Raw genomic sequence first — 20,460 nt, forward strand, 5'->3', positions numbered from 1 at the left:
AGACACGGTGGGCATTCCGGCAAAGCCGGGCTGCTATTCCGCAGGCTGTGCCTTGGGTGTTTCTGCGGAAGCCGCAATTTTCACTTCAATACCATCGCGCAGACGATCAAGCCCGTCCACCACCACCTGTTCGCCCGGTTCAAGGCCCTTATCAATAACTGTCAGGGCGTCAGTGGCAATGCCGGGGGTTACAGACCGCACAGTTACGGCATCCTGCCCCTTGCCGTTCTTGGCCGCCACATAGACGTAAGCCCCGCGCGACCCCAGCTGCACCGCCGAGGTGGGTACTGTGACGGCATTTTTAAGAACGCGCACCTGCAAACGGGCGTTGACGAACTGGTTGGGGTACAGGGCCCCTTCAGTATTGGGAAAACGCGCCTTGAGCTTTACCGTGCCGGTGGAAAGATCAATCTGGTTGTCCAGCGAAAGCAGCCCGCCCACGTCAAGCTGACGTTTCTGCTCCCTGTCCCAGGCCTGAACAGGCAAGGGACGACGATCCACGTCATCCTCGTGGGCGCGCAGGGCCTGCACGACCAGCGGCACCTGGCTTTCCGGCAGGGTGAACACGACATCACAGGGGCTGACCTCGGTAATGCGCACAATACCGGAGGTGTCCGAGGCCTTTATCATGTTGCCTTCGTCCACATTGCGCAGGCCCAGACGTCCCGACGTGGGGGCCGTGATGCGGCTGTAGTTCAGCTGGAGCGCTGCGGAATCCACGGCGGCCTTGTCGGCCTCTACCGTGCCCTCATACTGGCGCACAAGGGCACGCTGGGTTTCAAACTGCTGTGTCGCAATAAAGTTGCCCTGCGCAAGCTTGGCATAGCGCGCCAGATCCTTACGGGCATTGTCCAGCTGGGCCTGATCCTTGGCAAGAGTCCCTCGCGCCTGATCCAGCGTGGCCTGAAAAGGTCTGGGATCGATCTCCGCCAGCAAGTCGCCAGCCTTGACCTGCTGGCCTTCCTTGAAATGCAAGCGCTGCAACTGGCCGTCCACACGGCTGGTCACGAGCACGTCGCTTGAGGGCAGCACAGTGCCCAGGCCATTGAGAAAATGGGGAACATCCTGAGCGAGGGCGGCAGCAACCCGCACCGGCGGCGTATCCATACCCATGCCACGGCGCGCCTGATTGCCGCTGAAAAATAAACGCCAGCACAGCAGCGCCACCACTGCCAGCAGCACAAGCAGCACCCATCGGCGCTTGCCAGAAAACAAGCTGAAAGCAGAGGCCATGCTCTGCCGAGATTGAATACCGGGCATTATATGTCAACTCCCTGAGATATCGGAGGAAATACTACACGAAAGACAGCTTCGCCGTCTGCCGGATCTGAAACCATATCAAGCCGCCAGCCAAGTCTTTCGCAGGCTCTGAGCGCCAGCGAAAGGCCAAGTCCGCTCCCGCTGACTGCTTTTTGGGTACAGCGCACCCCACGGGCAAAAATATCAACGCCGGTGGGGATATACCCGCGATTGCGAACAAGCAGCTCTCCCTGGCAAAGGGAAACGCTGGCGCGCCCATTTTCAGTATACTGGCATGCATTGTCCAGCAGATTGTTAAACACGATCGCCGCCAGTTCTTTTTGCCCACGGGCCAGTACAGTGGCGGCGATATCAGCTTGCAAGGCTACCGGTCGGCGCTGCTCAGGGCCTCGCCCGGCTGCGTTCTTGCCAGGGTGTCGTGACGCTGCGGGTACGCCAGTATCAAGGGGATTTGCATCACTACCGGAAACAGGCTGGAGGGAAGACGCGTTGGCAAGGCCAGAGGCCAATTCAGGGGTTATTTCAGGAGCCGGATCGGGCAGGCGGTCAGAAGCAGAAGAGCAATGCAACAGGCCGTCCCTCCCCATTTCCCGCACTATTCCCCACAGCAACGCGCTGCAATCCAGCGTTTGAAATTCTATTTCTTCGGGGCGGCGGGCCAGCATCAGCAAGGTGCGCACAGTATTGGACATACGAGCCGTGGTGCGCAACAGGCGCTGCACCACCGGGGCGAGTCTTTCAGCCTGCGGCAGCCCTTGCAGTTGCAGTTCAAGAATTTCAAGACCTCCCTGCATGACGGTTAGCGGCGTACGCAACTCATGGCTCACATCGCCCGTGAAGTTGCTTTCGCGCAGAACAAACCGTTGCAGGGCTTCTTCACGCGCAGCAATGGCCCGCGCCAATACGCCCACCTCGTCATCAAGACCGGTCAGTGGAATGGGGGCCATGCCGTCCGGCGTTTCCTGCGCATGGGCCTGCATACGCTCTGGGGGGCGGCTTTCCACCGCAGTGGTGAGCCTGCTGAGCGGCCCAGTGAGGCGGCGGCTCAGCACGACAGCCAGCACAACCGCCAGCGCAAGGCCGCTGACGGCGCAGAGCAGCAAAATACGGTTCAGACGCTGTTTCAGGGCCAAAAAGGCGCCCGTGCCGCCATTGAGCACATAGATGACGTCATCCCTGCGCTCAATGAGAATAAATTCTTCCATGTGGCTGATGAAGTGCAGGCCGTCCGGCATCTCCTGCCATTGCTGCGGCACCTGCTTGCCAACGAGAAAGCGCCAGTGCATGACCACGGCAAGATCTTCGCCGTAATACAGATTGCCGCCGCCGTTGTCTTCGGCTTCCCACGCGCGCTTTTCAGCCTCAATAAAGGCTTCCATCACGGGCCTTGCATGCCAGCCCACAAGGTAGGTTGCCAGCGAATCAAAGGAGAGTCGCCCCACGATGCCCAAGGCCGCGCTCATGATCAGGGCCAGAAACACAAAAGCCGCCAGCAGACGACGGCGGATGCTGGTTCTGCGGCGGGGTACAGCTGCGTAGCTGCCTGCAAGCGGTGGTTCTGGCCGGGGCATCAGTCATTGTCTCCGGGGTCGGTGCTCAGACGGTAGCCCACATGCGGCACGGTGTGCAACAAGGATTCGGCAAAAGGCTTGTCCAGTTCACGCCGTAGCTCATGAATATGGGTACGCAGGGCGCTGCCTTCCGGCGGGTCGTCCCCCCAGAGGGCGTGCTCCAGGTCTTCGCGCCGCACAAGGCCGGGCGCAGCACGCATCAGTTCATCAAGAATACGAAAACCCGTGGGGCTCAGGCGCAGGCGGCGGCCCTGCCGCTCGGCCCAGTACTCGCCCGAATTAAACGTCAGATCCGCGTATCTCCACACAGCGCCGCCATCGGCGGTATTGCCGGAAGACATGCGCCCACGCCGCAGCAGGGCACGTATGCGGGCTTCAAGCTCCTTGAGGGCAAAGGGTTTGACGAGGTAATCGTCAGCCCCGGCTTCAAGCCCCTGTACCCGGTCAGCCACGGCATCCCTGGCTGTGAGCATGATGATGGGGGTGTGTTTGTGGTGCTTGTCGCGCAGTTCGCGGCACAGGCTTATGCCGTCAATGCCGGGCAGCATTATGTCCAGCACAATACAGTCAAAGTGCTGTCCAAGCGCCATGGCGAGGCCCGTTCTGCCGTTGCGCGCACAGTCAAGCTCATAGCCCAGCGGCTCCAGAAAGGCATAGAGGTTGGCGAGAATATCCTCGTTGTCCTCCACAAGCAAAAGGGCAACGGCCATTATCAGCGCCTTGCGGGGCTAGTTTTTTGCGCCGGAGCCGCTGTTTCAGGCAGGTCCTTTGACGTTATGGAACCCATGATGGATATGGAATCCACTTCCACCTCATTGGGGCGTTTGCGGTTCCAATCCACATGCCCTTGCAGGCGTACCTTGTCCTTGGGCGTGATCGTCAGTTGCTCAAAAATCTTGTTGTCGATTTCCACAACGACCTGTCCACTGTGATCCTCAAACAGATAGCGGTGCTTGCGCCGGGGCAACTTTTCCACCAGATGCCCCTCAAGAACGCATGGCGCGTCATCCTGCGCGCCCAGCACGTCAACGGCCCGCGTTACTGTGGCGGCAACGCCTGGCCCTTCAAAACCCGCTGCGACCGGGGCTGATTCCATGGAGATCACAAGGCTGAACGCAAGGAGCAGAAAAAAAAGATACAGGGCGGGGCGCACTGTTTGCATGCTGTTCTCCAGAAAGGCCGGGCTGCGCCGCCGGATGGATTAATGTACTGTGGGGAGTGAAGGCAGGAGGCAGAAGATATTTTAAAAGCAGTTCCCGATGCCCGCGCACTGTGGCGCAGCCTGCGGACATCGGGAAATTTCCGCAATTTCGCGGTCTACTGCTGTATTTCAGCCTTACGCACGGCCATCACGCCCTCTTTGCCAGCCTTGACCACCATGACGCCGGTCAGGTGAACCTTGCTCTGCGCTTCAATGTGCGCGGCAGCGGCGGCCTTTTTGCCAAGGGCCACGGTCATGCGGCCAGTGCCGTCTTCAAAAACATAGCGGTTTTTCTTGCCCTGCACAGGTTCCACGATGGTGCCGGTAACGGACACAGGGGTTTTGTTGGCAGCGGCCAATGCCTTGGCTACCGTATCGACCGGAGCGACTTTTGTCACGCCCTTGGCCTTGCGAGCAGCGTGAGGAGCAGCAGGAGCATCGGTGGTGTTGGCAGCAAAGGCCGGGGCGGCAAGCATGAGAGACATGATCATAACGAGCAGATAACGCATATTTCCTCCAGAAAGGTGCTAAAAAAAATTGCAACGCGCCACATGTCGCGTGCGGACTTACATTGCAAATATGCACGTCAGCAAAACGTTAAGAATGCCTCAGCCGGTAAAAAAATATTTCTTTGCTGCGTCTTTCACATGGGTGCTCTTTATTAGCAGCCGCAGTCCTTGTGATGCCGGTTCAAAACTGGTATGGTGGCCTATATGAAAGAGCTTGATCCGCACACCATCCGCCCCTGCCTTGCATGCGGCGGCACCAATGTCCATCTGGAATCCATGCTTCCCCCTGGTCGCAGGCAGGAGGTATGGCGCGTTGTCTGTTCTTGCGGGCAAACCTCGCAGCAGTGGTCGGTGTCGCAGGGAGCAGCCATCCGCGCGTGGAACCGCAACCTTGCCAGCGAATACGACATGGATAAAATCGCCGCCCCCAGCGTAGCTCTCAAGAACTGATAGCAGGCGGCCTCGTCGCAGTCCCATCGCAGCCCCGTAGTTGCCTCGGCCATAAGGCTCAAGCATTGTTACGCCAGGCAGTGTTCGTGAGGTAGATATCTGCCGCGCACGGCTGCTGCACTCCAGACGAGGTCAAACCTGCGTGCGTCTGCCGTGGCCGCATGCGGGCCGATTGGCTCAGTCCAGCTCCCGCCCCACCCATACGGCCCTGCCGATGATACGCACCAGCCCGCCCAGTTGCTCGCTGGTGTCGGCTTCAATAGGGGCGAAATCCGGGTTTATGCTCGTAAGTATAAGCTTGCCCGGCATGGCATCCAGCACCTTAAGATAGACCATATCTTCCACGCCCACAGCGTATATGCGCCCCGGCACTGGCTCACGCTGGCTCTGGTCTATCAGCACCACGTCATTGTTCACAATACGGGGCTGCATGCTGTCGCCAGAGACGCGTAACAGCACCATTTGCGCAGGGTTGCCCTTACGCCGCAAAAAATCCCACCTGAACGCATAGTGCCGCAGCACCTCGCCGCCAGTTTCAAAACTTCCTGTCCCGGCAGAGAGCCGGGCCTCGGCCATGGGAACCATCATAAGCCGCGCTTCAGGCGTGTGCACCATACCGTTGCCGCAATCACCGCGCCCGGCCAGCAGCCAGTCCAGCGAACACTCAAGGGCATCGGCAAGCCGCACGGCATGGCTGCCCTTGGGCATCTGCCCGTTCTCATATTGCTGAATTGTCGTCAGGCTCAGCCCCACTGTGTCTGCCAGTACCTGCTTGTGCAACCCCAAGTTTTCCCTGCGCTGACGCATACGCGCGCCAAAAGCTGATACCAGGGGCGCTTGTGCTTTCTTCATGTTTTTCCCTTGTTGTTTGCTGCCCTGAAGTGCCGGGGCCGTAGATGGCCGACCAGCGCGGACCATATTTTTCATAAAAAAAACGAGCTGTTTGTACACATCTATATTTGTTTTTAGGTAATTTCAAGTTTTCCTTGAAGTTCAAAGAAAACTTTTAAATCTATGTTAAAAAAAGTCATTTTTTTCTGTAAATTTTTAAATTTATGCAAATAAATTCATATTGTTAAAACTTTTCTTATAAATAAAACTTTTCCTTGACTATCCCTGCGAATAGTGATTTTTCTATTTTACGGCCCGTTAAATTAAATTTCCTATTTCTGGAGCATAGCATGTCCGCATTTCTTGACGACATCCCTAACCTGAGCGCTGTGCTGGATTCCTTACACACTGGCGAGTGCGCCATCCAGCAGCCTATTCTGCGCCTTGTCATCGAACATTTCCGTCTTCTGTCCTGGCAGATGGATAAGGAAATTTCCGCGCAATCCAGTATCCGCCCGCAAATATCGCCCGCAACGCCAGAATCGCCCGCAATCAACATATCCGCGCGCGCCTGCCAAACAGTGGAGACGCGCCATGACCAATAGGCCCATTGACCCGGCAAAGCCCGACAACAGTCAACCAGAACCTGCCAAATCTTCGGCAAAAGCCTCTGCCCCAGAGGGTGATTCGCGTATACGCCGCAAAAATAATCCCGCATGGGGCCATGCCCTGCATATGGCCGAAACAGAAGAACAATGGCGCGAACTTATCAACCACTTGCCCGACAATGCGCGTCAGATATGGAGGGCCCTGAACGATATGAAACAATTCTGGGGGGTACTGCACGCGTTTGGTGGGCAATGCATACGCGTACCGCGCAATGTGCCCAAGGACAGAACGCATCCGCTGCGCAAAACTCTTGGCCTTAAATGCCTGCGCAAGCTCATGGCGACCTTTGGCGGCACAAGCCTGTATGTACCTCGCTGCACAGCGATTATGACCCGCCTCCGGCAGCATGAGATCGTCAAAGGTTTCTCACGCAGCACAGGGCGCGGTTCAAGCAGTACATCTGCGGTGTCCAGCCTGGCGCGCCGTCACGGCGTATCCGACCGCCGCGTATGGCAGATTCTGAAAAAAGAAAGTTCCGTTCCCCCGCAGGCTAAACTTCTGCTGATGCTTGGCGATTCCGCGCAAATTTCTGCCCACAAGCAAGATAATGCGCTGTAAATTAAGCCAAAAACGGCAGACTGCCTGCCCTTAAAAAATTTAAGCCAGCGTTTATGCTGGCTTTTTTTGCCACAAACTCCTCATTTTCCGCTAAAATTCCGCAAAAATAACGCATCCTGCGCTTTTGACACTACTGAATCCTTTCAGTCTTACGCGCGCCCGACTTTTTGGCATGTTCTCCTCACGCCGCTGATTGCGGTCACATCATGCCAAGGAGCCTCATCATGCCCAATCTGTTTGATACTGCCCACGCCTTCACCGCCAGATGGGAAGGCGGCCTCACAGACCATCCCGCTGATCCGGGCGGTCTGACCAAGTACGGAGTTTCCCTGCGCTGGGTGCAGGATCTTGCCCAGCAGGCCCGGCAGGAATGCCTGCGCCAGCACAGAAGCTGCGATGGCTGCTCCGCTGCACGCACCCCCCATTGTACGTACAACGGCCTTGATCTGGATATGGACGGCGATGTGGACGCTGACGACATCCGCGCCTGCACCATGCAGCAGGCCGCCGCGCTGTTCAAAAAACACTTTTGGGATGCCCTTGGCTGCGCCGCCCTGCCCCTGCCTCTGGCAGTGGCCCTGTACGACGGTGCTGTCAACATGGGGCCAGCCAGAGCCGTGCGCCAGTTGCAGCAGGGCATGAACGCCGTTGGTGAAGCCCAGCTCGACCACTACCGGCCCATTGCCGAGGACGGAATTTCCGGCCCGCGCACGGCAGAACTGGCCGAAGCCTTGGAATCGGCCAACCTCCAGTGGTTTGCCGCCCGGCAGATACTGCGCCTGCGCGATGCCTTTTACCGTGATCTGGCTGCCCGCCGCCCGTCCCTCAAAGTGTTTCTTGAAGGCTGGCGCAACAGGGTAAAGGCCTTGGCCCAGTATCTTGCTGAACTTGAACGGGAGGCAAACTGACATGTGGGCACTGCTAGGGAATCTGCTGGGCGGTATCACTGGCGCTGTGGGCAAAATTCTGCCCGACCGCAACCGGCAGAACGATGCGCAAAGCCGCATCAACGAGGCTGAGGTGGGCGGCGCGCCCGCAAGCATGTTGCGGCTGTGGCGCTCCTTCCTCGGTTGGATGCTCTCCCTGTTGTTCTGCTGGGAGGTTGCGGGGAGGCTCATCATTATTCCCCTGCTTTTTCCGGGCTGGTGCGACCACCTGCCGCCCTCGGCCCTAAACCAGATTATGACCCTGCTGTTGGGCATGCTGGGGCTGGGATTTTAGGCCGGTCCAGACTCGCAACAATCTGGCAACACACTGAGACAATTTATTTTTGAGCAGGTCAACAGGCCTGGAGGATACGGTAATGATGGACATTTTTTCTTCCACAGGGGCAAGCCTGCTTGTTTTGCTTGTGCAGGGGCTGTTTGCCTGGGCCTTGTGGAGCCTGCGCCGGGCCTTTGTGCGGCAGGAGGACTACCTGCTGCACGTTCAGCGCGATACCCGGCGTGAGGCCGCAACCACCCGCAGGCTCGGCGCCATAGAAGAAAACCTGCGGCTCGCCCCCGATACCGCAGACATGGCAGGCCTGCACAACGAGCTGGCGGCCCTGCGCGGTGAAATTCAGGCGCTCAATGTGCGCATTTCTGGTCTGGACAGATTGCTTGAGCGGCTTGAGCACAGCTTTGAGCGGCAGGAAGACCGTCTGCGCCTGGTGCCTCAGAGTGGTGCGGCTTTCGCCTGCCGCACAGGCACCGATGCTGCGGGAGGCTGCAACTGATGCCCCCTGCAAAACGTAAAGGCACTTGCCGCAACACCACCTTGCTCGACAGCCTTGGGCAGCGGCTTGACCTGCTCACCAGCACCCTCAGCGCTGCTGATATTGCGGAAAAAAGTATAGATATTGTCAAAGAAATAAAAGAACTGCACGCCATTCTGCGATCCCTGCGCGATGAAACCTCGCCCGGTGCCCCGCCCAGGATGGTTGTTGTGTGGGGCGGCCCCCCAAGCGCTGCATCCGGCAGGCTGCCTGCAGATTTATCTGGAGCATCGCCCCGGACATCATCCAAGCCGTCAGGTGCATCCGGCAAACCGCCCGTGCAAAAAATTTTGCCGCAATACGGCTCAAGCAACTAACAGTTTCTCCTGAAAAACAAGGATATTTTCCATGTCCCAGCCTGCGCCGCACATCATCCCCTACTGCCCCCGCCCTTTGCAGTGGCGCTTTCATGAGGAGCGCACCCGCTTCTGCGTGCTGCTCTGCCACAGGCGCTTTGGCAAAACAGTAGCGGCGGTCAATGATCTGGTGCGCCAGGCATTGCGCGTGGGCAAGCACGACTGGCGGGCAGCCTATGCCGCGCCCTTTCTGGGGCAGGCTAAGGCGGTTGCATGGGACTACTGCAAGCAGTTTGCCGGGGCAGTGCCCGGTACGCGATTTCTGGAAAGCGAGCTTGTCTGCGTGCTGCCCACCGGGGGCCGCATACGCCTGCTGGGAACGGAAAACGCGCAAGCCCTGCGCGGCCTGTATCTGGATGATCTGGTGCTGGACGAACCGGCGGACATGCCCCGCGAGGTATGGACGCAGGTGCTGCGCCCCATGCTGGCCGACCGCCAGGGCCGCGCACTGTTCTGCGGCACTCCTCAAGGCACGGACAACCTGCTCTATGACGTATGGCAGCAGGCAGGCGCTGATGAAGAAGGCATCTGGTCGCGCTTTCGCTTTCCCGCTTCCGAAACCGGCTACCTGCCGCAGCAGGAGCTGGCAGCGGCGCGCCGGGGCATGGACGAGGCCGAATATCTTCAGGAGTTTGAATGCTCGTTTGCAGCGGCAGTGCGCGGTGCTTATTACGCGCCTCTGCTAGATACAGCAGAACGCGAGGGGCGCATCCGCCCCCTGCCCCACGCGCCGGAGCTTCCCGTGCATACAGCATGGGATCTGGGCATGGATGACGCCACGGCCATCTGGTTTTTTCAGGTGGAGCCCTCGGGCTGCTGGCGCATCCTCGACTACTACGAAGCTTCCGGCGAGGGGCTGGCGCATTACGCGCAGGTGCTGGCCGCCAAGGCCCGCCCTGCTGAAACTGCGGAAGCCGCCGCTCATGATGTCCATGATGGGGGCATTGCCGGACGCGGATTTGTTTACGGCACTCACATTGCCCCGCACGACATCCGCGTGCGCGAACTGGGCACCGGGCTGAGCCGCTGGGAAAGCGCCGCCCAACTGGGCATACGTTTTACCCTGGCCCCGGCTCTCTCGCTGGCTGACGGCATAGATGCCCTGCGCCGCCAGTTGCCGCGCTTCTGGTTTGATGCGGCAGCCTGCGCCCAGGGCGTAAAGGCCCTGCGGGCCTACAGGCGGCGCTGGAAGGCTGGCTCCGGGCAAGGCTCGCAGGCCGCGCAGGCAGGCTCCGGCCCCTTGCACGACTGGGCAAGCCACGCGGCAGACGCACTGCGATACGCAGTCACGGGCTTTCGCCCACAGCAGGAAACGGCCTCTGGCGCGCGCCGCGCCCGCACTGACTACGACTTTTTTGGAGGACGCTGATGCGCTTTTCCTACGCCCCCATTGTGGACCAACACGCCCGCAATGCCGTTTTTGAACGCATGGAAGCCGAGGGCCTCACAGCCAGCGCCATGAGTTCTCTGCATAAGCCCACGCTGGCCCAGTGGCAATCAATCACCGCGCCGGAAAGAGGCGTCTTGCTGGGCTGTTACAGCCCACCGCCGGAGCCCGCCTCTGCTTGCGCTTCCACCCCGGCCCCATTGCTGGCCTGCGCAATGTTCAGTCCTCGCAGAGGGCGGGTGTGGGAGTTTGATTTCACCACCTTTCGTCAATGGGCGCGGCTGGCAGTGCCCATGGCGCACGGGGGCTTGAGCTGGGCTTTTGCAAACCTCGACTGCGCCGCAGTTATGGGGCTTTGCCCGGCCCCCAACCGCCATGCCTGGAGGCTGGCCGAAGCCTGCGGATTTCGCGTGCTCGGGCGCTTACCCGGCGCATGTCTGCATACCCGCAAAAAGACATGGGTGGACGGCGTACTGGTGCTCTGCACACCGCAGGACTTGTCAGCAATCATTCAACATAAGGAGAACGTCATGGGATTTGGAGGAGGCGGCACGCCCGATGTACCCGCAGTTGCGCCCGTTCCCAAGCAGGAAGTGGAAAAACCCGTAACCGAGGCCGCCACCGCGGCGCGCCAGAACCAGAAAGACAAAGCCGCCAAGGCTGCGGGCATCAACGGCTCTGTGTACACCAGCCCGCTTAACCGCGCCGATGCAACGCGCAAAACCCTGCTGGGGCAGTAGCGTGACCGCACACATCCAGAACAGCATCGCGCCTGCGGGGCAGCCTGCGCCCCAGAATACCGCGCAATATGCTGTGGACGTACAGGCCCTTTCCCGGCGGCATGATGCCCTGTTGCGCCGCCGCGCCCCATGGGACGCAGCATGGCAAAGCCTGGCTGATCATTTTTTGCCCACGCGCTGCCGCCTGAATCCGCAGGTGGACGCGTCGGAAGAAGGCCCCATGCTCAACCGGGGGCTTGTGGACGCCACTGGCATTCTGGCCATGCGTACGCTGGCGGCTGGCCTTCAGGGCGGGCTCACCAGTCCGGCAAGGCCTTGGTTCCGGCTAAGCCTTGACGATGCCGATCTGGCCCGCAGCCGCCCCGGTCAGGCATGGCTGGACGAAGTCGCCACCCGGATGCGCACCGTGTTCCAGCGGTCAAACTTCTACAATGCCATGCACACCATGTATGGCGAACTGGGCACCTTTGGCACGGCCTTTGTGTTTGAGCTGGCTGATCCGCAGCACGGGTTCCGCTTTATCCCCCTTTGCGCGGGGGAATATGCGCTGGACTGCGATGCAACACGGCGGGTGGACACGGTGTTCCGCCGCAGCGCCATGACCCTGCGCCAGATCGTTCAGGCTTTCGGCCCTTCGGCCCTGCCCGAAACCCTGCGCGAGGCGGCGCGCCGCAATCCCGAGGAGCGGCGCAACGTCATTCAGGCCGTGTACCCGCGTGAAAACACGCAGCACGGGCTGGCAGACGCAAGCCGCATGCCGATTGCTTCCGTCTACTGGCTGGAAGGACGCGACGGCAACCGCCATGCCCTCAAGGTTTCGGGATTTCGCACCTTTCCGGGCTTTGGCCCGCGCTGGGATGTGGCGGGCAACGATGTGTACGGGCGCTCGCCCGCCATGGACGCCCTGCCCGACTGCCGCATGCTGCAACAGATGGGCGTCACCACGCTCAAGGCCATCCACAAGGCGGTTGACCCGCCCATGAGCGTGGCTGCGGGCCTGCGCTCCGTGGGGCTTGATCTCACCCCCGGCGGCGTCAACTACGTGGACAGCGCGCCGGGTCAAAGCCCTCAGGCAGCTACGCCCCTGTTGCAGATAAACCCCGACCTCGCTACGGCCCGCAAGGCTATGGAGTCGGTTCAGGATCAAATACGCAAAGGACTCTACAACGACCTGTTCAAGCTCATCCTTGACGGCCGCAGCGGCGTAACAGCCAGCGAAATCGCGGCGCGGGAGGAGGAAAAACTGGTGCTTGTTGGCCCGGTGCTGGAACGGCTGCACGATGAGCTGTTCATTCCGCTCATGGATCGCACCTTCGAGTGCATGCGCGAGCTGGACATGCTGCCCCCCTGCCCGCCCGAGCTGGCGGGCCGCCGCCTGCGCGTGGAGTTTGTATCCCTGCTGGCGCAGGCCCAGAAGCTGGTGGGCATCAATGCGGCAGACCAGTACATGGCCCTGACCCTCAAGGCTTCCAGCGCGTGGCCCGAAGCCCTGGACACCCTCAATGTGGATCATCTGCTGGATAATTATGCGGAAAGCCTGGGCCTGCCCGTGAGCCTCACGCGCTCGCCGGAGGAACGCCAGCAATTGCGCGCCGCCAGGGCTGATGCCGCCCAGACGCAGGCCATCACAGAAGCCCTTGGCAAGGGGGTGGATATGGTGCGCCAGCTCTCGCAAAGCCCGCTTTCCGGCCCGGACGGCAAACAGGGCAGCGTGCTGGACGGCATCACGCGGCTGCTGCGCAACGCCCTGCCGGGCGGCCTTGCCCGCGCTGAACATACGAAAATGGCACCGGCGACAGGACAGGCGACAATGGCGCAAGCGGAGCAGCATGACGAACCCCAGGGCGCAAAGCCGGAGGAACATCGTTGATGGATGTTTTTGCCCCATATGAACAGGCGGAGCAGCGGGAACAAACCAAACAGCAGGCGCAGCAGCATACCGCCCACCGCGCCCAGACGTTTGATGCCGCCATGCGGGCCGCTGTGGACGGTCTGATGGCCCAGCCTCAGGGCCGTGTATTGCTGCGCTGGCTGCTACATCTTTGCCGCAACTTCAGCGCTGAAGATGTGGGCAATGCGCCCGAATCCTGCCAAAGCGCACGCCTTTTCTACGCCGAGGGCCAACGCATGATCGGCATGCGCCTTATGCGCCTCATGCAACAGGCAAACCCAGGGCATTTGCCCAGACTGCTGCAAACCAAGGAGAACGACGCTCATGATCTCGACACCTTCTGAGGCTTCCTCCACTGCCGAAAACGCCTTTTCCTCTGCGAGCGGCTTTTCCGGCGCAGACCAGAGCAACGGAGGAACCGGCGGTGCCGCCCCTGCCGCCGCCGCGCCCGAGGCTGCCGCTGGCGCAGAAAATTTCGCTCGATCAAATGAACAGGCCAATTCGCAGGCAGATCCCTATGCCCAGCGCTTGCGCGAACATGAGGCAGGCCAGCGCCTCCAGTGGCAGGAGCAGGTCAACAAATGGCGCAAGGAGGCCACGGAAGACCCGCAGATCGGCGGTGCAAACCTGCCCGCCACTGTTGCCCGCGCCCAGCTTGCTCTTGACCGGTTTGATGAAAGCAAGTGCATCGGCCAACTGCTGGAACAGACCGGCTACGGCAACAACCCTGACGTGCTGCGCTTTTTCAACCGTCTTGCCGATGCCCTCATGGAGGACGGGCTGGTGCAGGGACAGGCAGGAGGTTCCATGCCGCCGCTTGAAGAGCGCATGTACGCAGGCTGGAGTTCGCGCAGCGGAAGCATCTGATTTACGCCCCTGCAAATCACAGGTCATAGCAACAACATTTCTTGAGCAACCTGCAAACAGACGAGGGTATTATGGCTAATTCCATGGGTTTGGTGGTGTCCCTGGCCGAGATGGAACAGTTCTACCGTGGCGACAAGGCCGGGCAGATCATCGAACTGATGAACAAAACCAACGACATCATGGACGATGTGCTCTGGATGGAATCCAACCAGAGCGACGGCCACCTCACCCGCATCCGCACCGGGCTGCCCGAGGTTTACTGGCGCAGACTCTATCAGGGTACGCCGCCCTCCAAATCGCAGTGGAGCCAGGTCAAGGAAGGCTGCGGCATCCTTGAAGCCATCATGGAACTGGACGTGGAAGAACTGCGCCTCTACGGCAGCCGCGACAAGGCCTTTCGCATGAGCGAAGGCGTGGCCTTTGCCGAAGCCATGCGCCAGAAAGTGGCCACCACCCTCTTTTACGGCAACAGCAATCTGAACCCCGACGAGTTCAACGGCCTTGCCATGCGCTACCCCGCGCTGGACGCCAAAAACGTGCTCGATGCGGGCGGGCGCGACGAGGGCGGCTGCACCTCCCTGTGGCTTGTTTCGTGGGGCGCGCAGTCGGTTCACGGCGTCTACCCCAAGGAGAGCAACGGCGGGCTCTCGCACGAAGACCTCAAAACCTACATGGCTCAGGACCCGGACGGCCGCAAATATCAGGTGGTGGGCGACAAATACAACTGGCGCTGCGGCCTTGCCGTGCGCGACTGGCGCGGCATCGTGCGCATCGCAAACCTGCCCGTGGCCTCTCTCGGCAAGCGCAAGGGGCAGAGCGGCTTTGTGGATATGCAGAAGCTGACCATCGAAGCCAAGAACCTCATGCCCCAGCACCTGCGCCAGAAGGCCGTGTGGTACGCCAATGCCGACGTGCTCACCGCCCTTGAGTTGCAGAATTCCGATGCGGGCAACGTGCAGCTGCAGTACGGCGAGTTCTTTGACGCCAAGGCCGTGCCCGTGCTGCATGGTCGCCCTGTGCGCCAGTGCGATGCCGTGCTCTCCAACGAAGGCGTGGTGGCCTAACCACAATCCTTTGTAACGCGCGGAAGCCCTTGCCGGGGCTTCCACGCAGTACCCAGCCTGGTTTTTCGCTGTTCTTCCACTATTCCGCCAAAGGAGTTTTCATGGCTATTATCGACCGCAATTCCGTGTTTTTTGAAGGCCCCCTTACCGCCAACGCCACGGGACAGCCTGTGGCCCTTACCGGCCTGAAGCTTCCCGGGCGCATGGAACCCATGCCCCTGCGGCTTTCTGTTACCGAAGCTTTTGCCCCGGCTGAAACGCAAAGCCTCACCATCTGCATGGAGGAGGCAGATCGCGCCGACGGCCCCTGGACTGCCGTTCACGGTGCTTCAGTGACTGTGCCGAACCCGGTGGAAGCTCCCGGCCTCGGTCTTGGCGCGCGCCCCTATCTGCGTTTTTTGCCCCAGAGCGTGCGCAAAAGCTGGCTGCGCCTGACCTTCGCCGTCACGCCCGTTGACGGTAAAACCGTGAACAAGGGACGCATCTTTGCCGCCCTCACGCGGGAGGAAGACCTGCCCTACGAGCCTGCCATCATGGCTGGCTAAAACACACCCCGCCACCGTACAGCCTCCGGCCCCCTGCGGGGCTGGCCGGAGGCTTTTTCTCCTCTTCATCACAGGAACTGTCATGACCATCAGCCAGATAAGCGTGTGGAACCGCGCACTGGGCTTTCTGGGGACGCGCAGTGTCGCCTCCGAGCAGGAAAACACGCCAGAGGCCCTGCAATGCCGTCTGTATTGGGATTCCGCCCGGCGACAGGTACTGCGCGATTTTCCCTGGAGCTTTGCCCAGCGCAGAACATGGATGGCCCTTGTGCCGCTGCCCGAAGGCTACGCGCCGGAATTCCGTTTTGCCTACGCCCTGCCCGATGACTGCCTCAAGGTGCACGAGGTGCGCCACGAGGGCATTACGGCCCGCCCCTTCTGCCTTGCACAGAATGCGGCGGGCGATGGCTCGCTGCTGCTCACCGACGCGGCGCGCGCCCTTGCCCTGTACACGGAAGATGTGCGCAACAGCCGCCTTTTTGATGATCTCTTCGCGCACATGCTGGCCCGCAAGCTGGCGGCTCTCATAGCTGCCCCCCTGCTTAAGGGCAGCAGCCAGAAGGCAGCCGAGCTGGAGCAGCTCTACGCCGCAAGCCTGCCGCCAGCCCGCAGCGCTGCCGCGTCCGAACGTAGTGACCGCCCGGTGGAAGACCCCTGGCTTGCCGTGCGCTGAGTGCACCCGCAATCACAGCAAAAAACCGCAAGGAGCGAGGCATGACCCTGCCCTACAGCCCCAGCCGCGCCGTGTATGAAGGCAATGGCGCAGCAACGTCCTTTCCCTTTGCCTTCAAGGTCTGGAGCACAGACCAGCTTAACATCAGCACCACATCGCCCAAGGGAGAAACCTCTCCTGCGCAGGGTTGGACAGCCAACATAGGCGAGAGCGGCGGCACTGTTACCTATCTGCACGATGGAACCCCCCTGCCCGCAGGCTGGCGGCTCGCCATTGTGCGCAACATGCCCTTTGAGCAGGGCATAGACCTCATATCCGCTTCGCGATTTGATCCGCAGGTTATAGAAGACGGGCTTGATCAGGCCACTGCGGAACTTCAGCAACTGAACGAAAAACTCGCACGCGCCGTCATCATGCCCGCCACCAGCGACAAATCGCCGGAAGAAGTGGTTGCTTCCATCTATTCCAGCCGTGATGCAGCAGCTCAAAACGCCACCGCAGCCGCGCGTTCAGCTGCCGCCGCGGCGACCAGCGCCGCAACTGCCGCGCAAACGGTAACTGAAGCGGCAGAGGCAAGTGTGAGCGCCGCCACTGCACAGGCTGATAGCGCAGCCGCAAGCGCCCAAACAGCGCAAACCGCCGCCCACGCGGCGCAACAGGCCGTGCCGGACAATTTGCTCAGCCGATTGTCAGATGCTGAAGCAAAAGCCACCCAGCAGGATACGCGCCTGAATGGGGTTGAGGGTGGCATCACCGCCCTCAGCACAACTCTGATCGGCAGCGTTGTAACCATGTTTTGCGCTGACAGCTACGTGCCCAACGGCGCTGTTCCGGCTGACGCTGCGGAATACACACGTGAACAGTTCAGGGAGTTTTACGACACGTATCTTGCGGGTGGCAAACTGCTCACCTGCACCTATGCCGCCTTTGCCGCCCAAGTGGCCTTGACGGGTAACTGTGCCAAGTTCGCATTGGACACAACAGCCCAGAAGTTCAAGGTGCCGCTGCTGAAAAATGGCGATTCCATCACTCAGGCAGCCAGCGCCGCAGAGCTGGGCAAGAGTTATAAGGCCGGGTTGCCGAATGTAAGAGGCGAAATATCCTTGTTTGCCATAGGCTCATCAAACTTCGCCCCACTTGCCGAGACAGCTCAGGTGGCCCCCCCATTCTATAAAGGTTCTGGGTGGACAAGTTCCCCTGGTGGTACCAGCTCTGCCGGAAGAGGGCTTGGTATAGACCTTTCGCTGTCGAGTGCTGTTTTCAGAGATGGCATTACGACTGTACTCGATGAACAGATACGCCTGCGACATTTTGTGGTTCTGGCATCCGCGCAGAACAATGCCAGCGTGTTCGATTGGGCAAATTACATGGCGGGCCTTGCAGGCAAGCTCAATGCAGACATGAGCAACAGACCAGCCTGGTCTCCATACCTTGTGTCCACATGGACAAACGGAACAAGTTGGTACCGTAAGTATTCCGATGGGTTCATAGAACAGGGCGGCTATCTGGGAGTTACCGGAACCACCGGCTTTACTGTAACATTCCCAACCCCTTTTGCAGGGGCATCATATGTCCTGAATGTGTATGCCTTTGATTTGGACCCGAGTTCTGGGCATCCCCGCACTGCGTGGAGAACCCCCTATGGCTTCAATTTTGGAAAAACCTCTTCTGTTATCGATACCAATTGGTACGCCGCTGGCTACTAAGGAGGCGCCATGTACGCAATCGGACAAAAATTTGAAGGGGTGTACCCGCCCGCAGCCGCACAATGGTGCAATGATAATTGCGCCATGATGGCGCCTATAGACGGCGGTTTTGAAATACAGACTGCCCCTGCCCCCACGACAACACAGCAGTACGAGAACCTGCGTGCTGCACGTGATGTGCGTCTTGCAGCTACCGACAAGTATCTGCTGGCCGACTACCCCATCAGCGAGGGCGATCTGGCTCTGGTCAAGACATACCGGGCCGCACTTCGCGCCCTGCCCGAACAGCCCGGCGCACCGTGGGATGGCGGCGGTGATGAAACACCCTGGCCCGATGCTCCTGGCATTTTGCAGACGGAACAGTCATGCGCATAGCCCTGCAAAACTTTACCGGCGGCGAAATATCACCCACACTCTCGGCCCGGTACGACCTTTCCCGTTACCGCAACTGCGTTGCCTGCATGGAAAACATGCTCCCCGGCCTGCATGGCGACGTGGCCCGGCGGCCCGGCACCCGCTTTCTGGCGGAGCTTGGAGCATATTCCGTGTTGCTCCCCTTCACCTTCAGCGCGCATCCAAGCCAAAATTTTCTTCTGGTTTTTGCCGAAAAAACCTTACGCGTTGCTACAGTTGCCGGATTCACCACGGCACCTGTCATGACGCCCCCCTATGCGGCGGAAGACCTGCTTTCGCTCTGCCACGCGCAGGTGGGCGATGTGGTCTATCTGGCCCACCAAAAATATCCGCTGCACAAAATAGTACGGCGCGATGCTCCGGGTGGAAACTACACCTGGAGCCTGGAGCAGGTAGAACTGAACACATCCCTGCCCGCCCCCGCCGCACCCACGCTGGCCTTTACCGGCAGCGGCGGTTCCTACACCCTGCGGTACAAAGTGGCGGCGGTGGATGCCAACGGCAGGCAGTCCCTCGCTTCGCCAGCAGGGGAATGCAAAGGGGCGCGGCACCCCTCCGACTGGGTGGTGGGCAACAGCACAACCATAAGCTGGCCTGCCGTTCAAGGCGCTGCGGAATATAACGTTTACCGCGAGGAAGCGGGCTACTTCGGCTTTATCGGCGTTGCCTCCGGCACCAGTTTCAGCGACCAGAACTACAAGGCCGACACCACAGACACGCCTCGCGAAGACTGGAATCCTTTTGCTGACGGCAACAATCCCGGCGTAGTGGCCTTTCACCAGCAGCGCATGGTGCTTGCGGCCACCCCCGGCACACCGCAGGCATTTTACATGTCGCGCACGGGCGATTTTGAATCCTTCCGCAAGTCGCGCCCCTTGCAGGATGACGATCCGGTGGAATACCTCATCGCCTCCGGCTCCATAGACTCCGTAACCTGGGTTGCCAGCTTCGGTGATCTTCTGGTGGGCACCTCCGGCAGCGAATACAAGGCCAGCGGCGGCGATGGATCGGCCATCACGCCCCAAAAGGTCAGCATCACCGCCCAGTCGTACTGGGGCAGCGCGGGGCTTGCGCCCATCATCATCGGCAACTCGGTGCTGCATGTGCAGCGCCACGGCTCGCGAGTGCGCGATCTTTTCTATTCTCTGGAAAAAGACGGCTATTCGGGCAACGACCTTTCCATTCTTGCGCCGCACCTGTTTGAGGGGCACACCATCAAACAGTGGGCCTATCAGCAGACCCCCGGCTCAACCATCTGGTGCGTGCGCGATGACGGCCTGCTGCTGGGTTTTACCTACATGAAGGAGCATGACATCTGGGGCTGGTCGCGCCATGTGACAGACGGCGAGGTCATTTCTGCCGCAACTGTGGCTGATCAGGACGGCGATGCGCTGGCCCTTGTGGTGCGCCGCACCATTGCGGGCCGGACGCGCTATTTTCTCGAACGACTGGCCCCGGTCTGGGCGGACAGCCAGCCCATTGCCGAAGCCTGTTTTGTGGATTGCGGCCTTGGCATCCGCACGGATACGCCAACGTCGACAGTGGAAGGGCTGGACCATCTGGAAGGCTGCGCGCTTTCCGTACTGGCGGACGGCAGCCCTGTGGAGGGCTGCGTGGTGCGTGGTGGGCGCATAGAGCTGCCCTATGCGGCCTCTGTGGTGCAGGCAGGCCTGCCGTATGCATCCGTGCTCTCCCCCCTGCCAGTGGAGGGCGACTTCAATTCCGGCACGACACTGGCGCAGGGGCGAGCCTACGGTTCCTGCTCGCTCCGCCTGTACCGCAGCGTGGGCGGGCAATACGGCCCCAGCCGCAACGAACTGTACGACCTGCCCTTTATGCCGGAACACTGGGGCGAAGCCGTGCAGCCCTTCTCTGGCGACATCACGTGCGCTCCCAGCGGCGGTTGGGACAATCAAGCCAGCATCTGGCTGGTGCAGCAGAGGCCCCTGCCCTTTCGCGTACTTGCGCTCACGCTGGACATAACCTTTGCCTGATGCGGCAGGAGGAGCAAT

The 20,460-nt window shown here is 60.4% G+C and carries 24 protein-coding genes; 18 read left to right on the forward strand and 6 right to left on the reverse strand.

Translation table 11 applies throughout. The features are described from left to right. Positions 1-33: 33 nt before the first annotated feature. The 5 genes from RDK48_RS06220 to RDK48_RS06240 form a co-directional block, all read right to left on the reverse strand. Positions 34-1,260, reverse strand: a complete 1,227-nt coding sequence (locus tag RDK48_RS06220) for an MdtA/MuxA family multidrug efflux RND transporter periplasmic adaptor subunit (protein ID WP_298996461.1) — start codon at positions 1,258-1,260, stop codon at positions 34-36. After that, positions 1,260-2,831 carry a HAMP domain-containing sensor histidine kinase gene (locus RDK48_RS06225; protein WP_298996459.1) on the reverse strand — a complete coding sequence of 524 codons (1,572 nt, stop codon included), beginning with the start codon at positions 2,829-2,831 and terminating at the stop codon, positions 1,260-1,262. Before RDK48_RS06225 ends, RDK48_RS06220 begins: the two co-directional genes overlap by 1 nt. After that, entirely contained in the window at positions 2,831-3,541 is a 711-nt protein-coding gene (locus RDK48_RS06230) for a response regulator transcription factor (protein WP_298996457.1), read from the reverse strand. The genes RDK48_RS06225 and RDK48_RS06230 overlap by 1 nt, the downstream gene beginning before the upstream one ends. A 2-nt stretch (positions 3,542-3,543) precedes the next feature. Beyond that, entirely contained in the window at positions 3,544-3,993 is a 450-nt protein-coding gene (locus tag RDK48_RS06235; RefSeq protein WP_298996454.1) for a NirD/YgiW/YdeI family stress tolerance protein, read from the reverse strand. 155 nt (positions 3,994-4,148) lie between these two features. Beyond that, the gene (locus tag RDK48_RS06240) at positions 4,149-4,541 is read right to left on the reverse strand and encodes a NirD/YgiW/YdeI family stress tolerance protein (RefSeq protein WP_298996451.1); all 393 of its coding nucleotides are present in this window, start codon (positions 4,539-4,541) and stop codon (positions 4,149-4,151) included. A 204-nt stretch (positions 4,542-4,745) separates the two neighbouring features. On the opposite strand from RDK48_RS06240, the gene RDK48_RS06245 reads away from it, so the two are divergent. Further along, positions 4,746-4,991 (forward strand): hypothetical protein, encoded by a 246-nt coding sequence (locus RDK48_RS06245; protein WP_298996448.1) that lies wholly within the window; start codon positions 4,746-4,748, stop codon positions 4,989-4,991. Between the two features lie 177 nt (positions 4,992-5,168). Here the strand turns inward: RDK48_RS06245 and RDK48_RS06250 are convergent, their stop codons facing one another. Then, the gene (locus RDK48_RS06250) at positions 5,169-5,843 is read right to left on the reverse strand and encodes a S24 family peptidase (RefSeq protein ID WP_022658120.1); all 675 of its coding nucleotides are present in this window, start codon (positions 5,841-5,843) and stop codon (positions 5,169-5,171) included. Between the two features lie 329 nt (positions 5,844-6,172). Here RDK48_RS06250 and RDK48_RS06255 point away from each other — a divergent pair, with 329 nt between their 5' ends. The 17 genes from RDK48_RS06255 to RDK48_RS06335 all read left to right on the forward strand — a co-directional run bounded on the left by RDK48_RS06255 (position 6,173) and on the right by RDK48_RS06335 (position 20,442). Then, positions 6,173-6,427 carry a hypothetical protein gene (locus RDK48_RS06255; protein WP_298996443.1) on the forward strand — a complete coding sequence of 85 codons (255 nt, stop codon included), beginning with the start codon at positions 6,173-6,175 and terminating at the stop codon, positions 6,425-6,427. Then, positions 6,417-7,049 carry a Mor transcription activator family protein gene (locus RDK48_RS06260; RefSeq protein WP_298996440.1) on the forward strand — a complete coding sequence of 211 codons (633 nt, stop codon included), beginning with the start codon at positions 6,417-6,419 and terminating at the stop codon, positions 7,047-7,049. Before RDK48_RS06255 ends, RDK48_RS06260 begins: the two co-directional genes overlap by 11 nt. Positions 7,050-7,273: 224 nt before the next feature. Further along, positions 7,274-7,957 (forward strand): glycoside hydrolase family 108 protein, encoded by a 684-nt coding sequence (locus tag RDK48_RS06265; protein ID WP_298996438.1) that lies wholly within the window; start codon positions 7,274-7,276, stop codon positions 7,955-7,957. 1 nt (position 7,958) lies between these two features. Next, the gene (locus RDK48_RS06270; protein ID WP_022658116.1) at positions 7,959-8,270 is read left to right on the forward strand and encodes a hypothetical protein; all 312 of its coding nucleotides are present in this window, start codon (positions 7,959-7,961) and stop codon (positions 8,268-8,270) included. A gap of 82 nt (positions 8,271-8,352) precedes the next feature. Continuing rightward, complete coding sequence (locus RDK48_RS06275; RefSeq protein ID WP_298996433.1) at positions 8,353-8,766, forward strand: hypothetical protein; 414 nt, start codon at positions 8,353-8,355, stop codon at positions 8,764-8,766. Continuing rightward, on the forward strand, positions 8,766-9,122 hold the full coding sequence (locus RDK48_RS06280) for a hypothetical protein (protein WP_298996430.1): 357 nt from the start codon (positions 8,766-8,768) through the stop codon (positions 9,120-9,122). Before RDK48_RS06275 ends, RDK48_RS06280 begins: the two co-directional genes overlap by 1 nt. Positions 9,123-9,153: 31 nt before the next feature. Continuing rightward, the gene (locus tag RDK48_RS06285; RefSeq protein WP_298996427.1) at positions 9,154-10,530 is read left to right on the forward strand and encodes a terminase large subunit domain-containing protein; all 1,377 of its coding nucleotides are present in this window, start codon (positions 9,154-9,156) and stop codon (positions 10,528-10,530) included. Then, positions 10,530-11,288, forward strand: coding sequence for a GNAT family N-acetyltransferase (locus RDK48_RS06290; RefSeq protein WP_298996424.1), 759 nt, complete (start codon positions 10,530-10,532; stop codon positions 11,286-11,288). Before RDK48_RS06285 ends, RDK48_RS06290 begins: the two co-directional genes overlap by 1 nt. Before the next feature lies 1 nt (position 11,289). Beyond that, positions 11,290-13,158, forward strand: a complete 1,869-nt coding sequence (locus tag RDK48_RS06295; RefSeq protein ID WP_298996421.1) for a portal protein — start codon at positions 11,290-11,292, stop codon at positions 13,156-13,158. Beyond that, positions 13,158-13,523, forward strand: a complete 366-nt coding sequence (locus tag RDK48_RS06300; RefSeq protein WP_298996419.1) for a hypothetical protein — start codon at positions 13,158-13,160, stop codon at positions 13,521-13,523. Before RDK48_RS06295 ends, RDK48_RS06300 begins: the two co-directional genes overlap by 1 nt. After that, positions 13,504-14,046 carry a hypothetical protein gene (locus RDK48_RS06305; RefSeq protein WP_298996418.1) on the forward strand — a complete coding sequence of 181 codons (543 nt, stop codon included), beginning with the start codon at positions 13,504-13,506 and terminating at the stop codon, positions 14,044-14,046. Before RDK48_RS06300 ends, RDK48_RS06305 begins: the two co-directional genes overlap by 20 nt. 71 nt (positions 14,047-14,117) lie before the next feature. After that, positions 14,118-15,110 (forward strand): major capsid protein, encoded by a 993-nt coding sequence (locus tag RDK48_RS06310; protein ID WP_298996415.1) that lies wholly within the window; start codon positions 14,118-14,120, stop codon positions 15,108-15,110. A 101-nt stretch (positions 15,111-15,211) separates the two neighbouring features. Next, a complete protein-coding gene (locus RDK48_RS06315) occupies positions 15,212-15,655 on the forward strand; it encodes a hypothetical protein (protein ID WP_298996414.1) in 444 nt (147 codons plus the stop codon). Positions 15,656-15,737: 82 nt separating this feature from the next. Further along, positions 15,738-16,328, forward strand: coding sequence for a hypothetical protein (locus tag RDK48_RS06320; RefSeq protein ID WP_240824040.1), 591 nt, complete (start codon positions 15,738-15,740; stop codon positions 16,326-16,328). 41 nt (positions 16,329-16,369) lie between these two features. Next, positions 16,370-18,034, forward strand: a complete 1,665-nt coding sequence (locus RDK48_RS06325; RefSeq protein WP_298996411.1) for a hypothetical protein — start codon at positions 16,370-16,372, stop codon at positions 18,032-18,034. A gap of 9 nt (positions 18,035-18,043) precedes the next feature. Continuing rightward, a complete protein-coding gene (locus RDK48_RS06330; RefSeq protein WP_298996409.1) occupies positions 18,044-18,409 on the forward strand; it encodes a phage tail assembly chaperone in 366 nt (121 codons plus the stop codon). Continuing rightward, positions 18,400-20,442 carry a hypothetical protein gene (locus RDK48_RS06335; RefSeq protein WP_298996407.1) on the forward strand — a complete coding sequence of 681 codons (2,043 nt, stop codon included), beginning with the start codon at positions 18,400-18,402 and terminating at the stop codon, positions 20,440-20,442. Before RDK48_RS06330 ends, RDK48_RS06335 begins: the two co-directional genes overlap by 10 nt. Positions 20,443-20,460: the final 18 nt, after the last annotated feature.

Origin of the sequence: uncultured Desulfovibrio sp. (assembly GCF_902477725.1) — a bacterium.
GTDB lineage: Bacteria > Desulfobacterota > Desulfovibrionia > Desulfovibrionales > Desulfovibrionaceae > Desulfovibrio.

What these genes read in the sequence shown, in the direction of transcription:
- RDK48_RS06220 (WP_298996461.1), bottom strand. Translation starts at nt 1,260, where the DNA reads ATGCCCGGTATTCAATCTCGGCAGAGCATGGCCTCTGCTTTCAGCTTG.
- RDK48_RS06225 (WP_298996459.1), bottom strand. Translation starts at nt 2,831, where the DNA reads ATGCCCCGGCCAGAACCACCGCTTGCAGGCAGCTACGCAGCTGTACCC.
- RDK48_RS06230 (WP_298996457.1), bottom strand. Translation starts at nt 3,541, where the DNA reads ATGGCCGTTGCCCTTTTGCTTGTGGAGGACAACGAGGATATTCTCGCC.
- RDK48_RS06235 (WP_298996454.1), bottom strand. Translation starts at nt 3,993, where the DNA reads ATGCAAACAGTGCGCCCCGCCCTGTATCTTTTTTTTCTGCTCCTTGCG.
- RDK48_RS06240 (WP_298996451.1), bottom strand. Translation starts at nt 4,541, where the DNA reads ATGCGTTATCTGCTCGTTATGATCATGTCTCTCATGCTTGCCGCCCCG.
- RDK48_RS06245 (WP_298996448.1), top strand. Translation starts at nt 4,746, where the DNA reads ATGAAAGAGCTTGATCCGCACACCATCCGCCCCTGCCTTGCATGCGGC.
- RDK48_RS06250 (WP_022658120.1), bottom strand. Translation starts at nt 5,843, where the DNA reads ATGAAGAAAGCACAAGCGCCCCTGGTATCAGCTTTTGGCGCGCGTATG.
- RDK48_RS06255 (WP_298996443.1), top strand. Translation starts at nt 6,173, where the DNA reads ATGTCCGCATTTCTTGACGACATCCCTAACCTGAGCGCTGTGCTGGAT.
- RDK48_RS06260 (WP_298996440.1), top strand. Translation starts at nt 6,417, where the DNA reads ATGACCAATAGGCCCATTGACCCGGCAAAGCCCGACAACAGTCAACCA.
- RDK48_RS06265 (WP_298996438.1), top strand. Translation starts at nt 7,274, where the DNA reads ATGCCCAATCTGTTTGATACTGCCCACGCCTTCACCGCCAGATGGGAA.
- RDK48_RS06270 (WP_022658116.1), top strand. Translation starts at nt 7,959, where the DNA reads ATGTGGGCACTGCTAGGGAATCTGCTGGGCGGTATCACTGGCGCTGTG.
- RDK48_RS06275 (WP_298996433.1), top strand. Translation starts at nt 8,353, where the DNA reads ATGATGGACATTTTTTCTTCCACAGGGGCAAGCCTGCTTGTTTTGCTT.
- RDK48_RS06280 (WP_298996430.1), top strand. Translation starts at nt 8,766, where the DNA reads ATGCCCCCTGCAAAACGTAAAGGCACTTGCCGCAACACCACCTTGCTC.
- RDK48_RS06285 (WP_298996427.1), top strand. Translation starts at nt 9,154, where the DNA reads ATGTCCCAGCCTGCGCCGCACATCATCCCCTACTGCCCCCGCCCTTTG.
- RDK48_RS06290 (WP_298996424.1), top strand. Translation starts at nt 10,530, where the DNA reads ATGCGCTTTTCCTACGCCCCCATTGTGGACCAACACGCCCGCAATGCC.
- RDK48_RS06300 (WP_298996419.1), top strand. Translation starts at nt 13,158, where the DNA reads ATGGATGTTTTTGCCCCATATGAACAGGCGGAGCAGCGGGAACAAACC.
- RDK48_RS06305 (WP_298996418.1), top strand. Translation starts at nt 13,504, where the DNA reads ATGATCTCGACACCTTCTGAGGCTTCCTCCACTGCCGAAAACGCCTTT.
- RDK48_RS06310 (WP_298996415.1), top strand. Translation starts at nt 14,118, where the DNA reads ATGGCTAATTCCATGGGTTTGGTGGTGTCCCTGGCCGAGATGGAACAG.
- RDK48_RS06315 (WP_298996414.1), top strand. Translation starts at nt 15,212, where the DNA reads ATGGCTATTATCGACCGCAATTCCGTGTTTTTTGAAGGCCCCCTTACC.
- RDK48_RS06320 (WP_240824040.1), top strand. Translation starts at nt 15,738, where the DNA reads ATGACCATCAGCCAGATAAGCGTGTGGAACCGCGCACTGGGCTTTCTG.
- RDK48_RS06325 (WP_298996411.1), top strand. Translation starts at nt 16,370, where the DNA reads ATGACCCTGCCCTACAGCCCCAGCCGCGCCGTGTATGAAGGCAATGGC.
- RDK48_RS06330 (WP_298996409.1), top strand. Translation starts at nt 18,044, where the DNA reads ATGTACGCAATCGGACAAAAATTTGAAGGGGTGTACCCGCCCGCAGCC.
- RDK48_RS06335 (WP_298996407.1), top strand. Translation starts at nt 18,400, where the DNA reads ATGCGCATAGCCCTGCAAAACTTTACCGGCGGCGAAATATCACCCACA.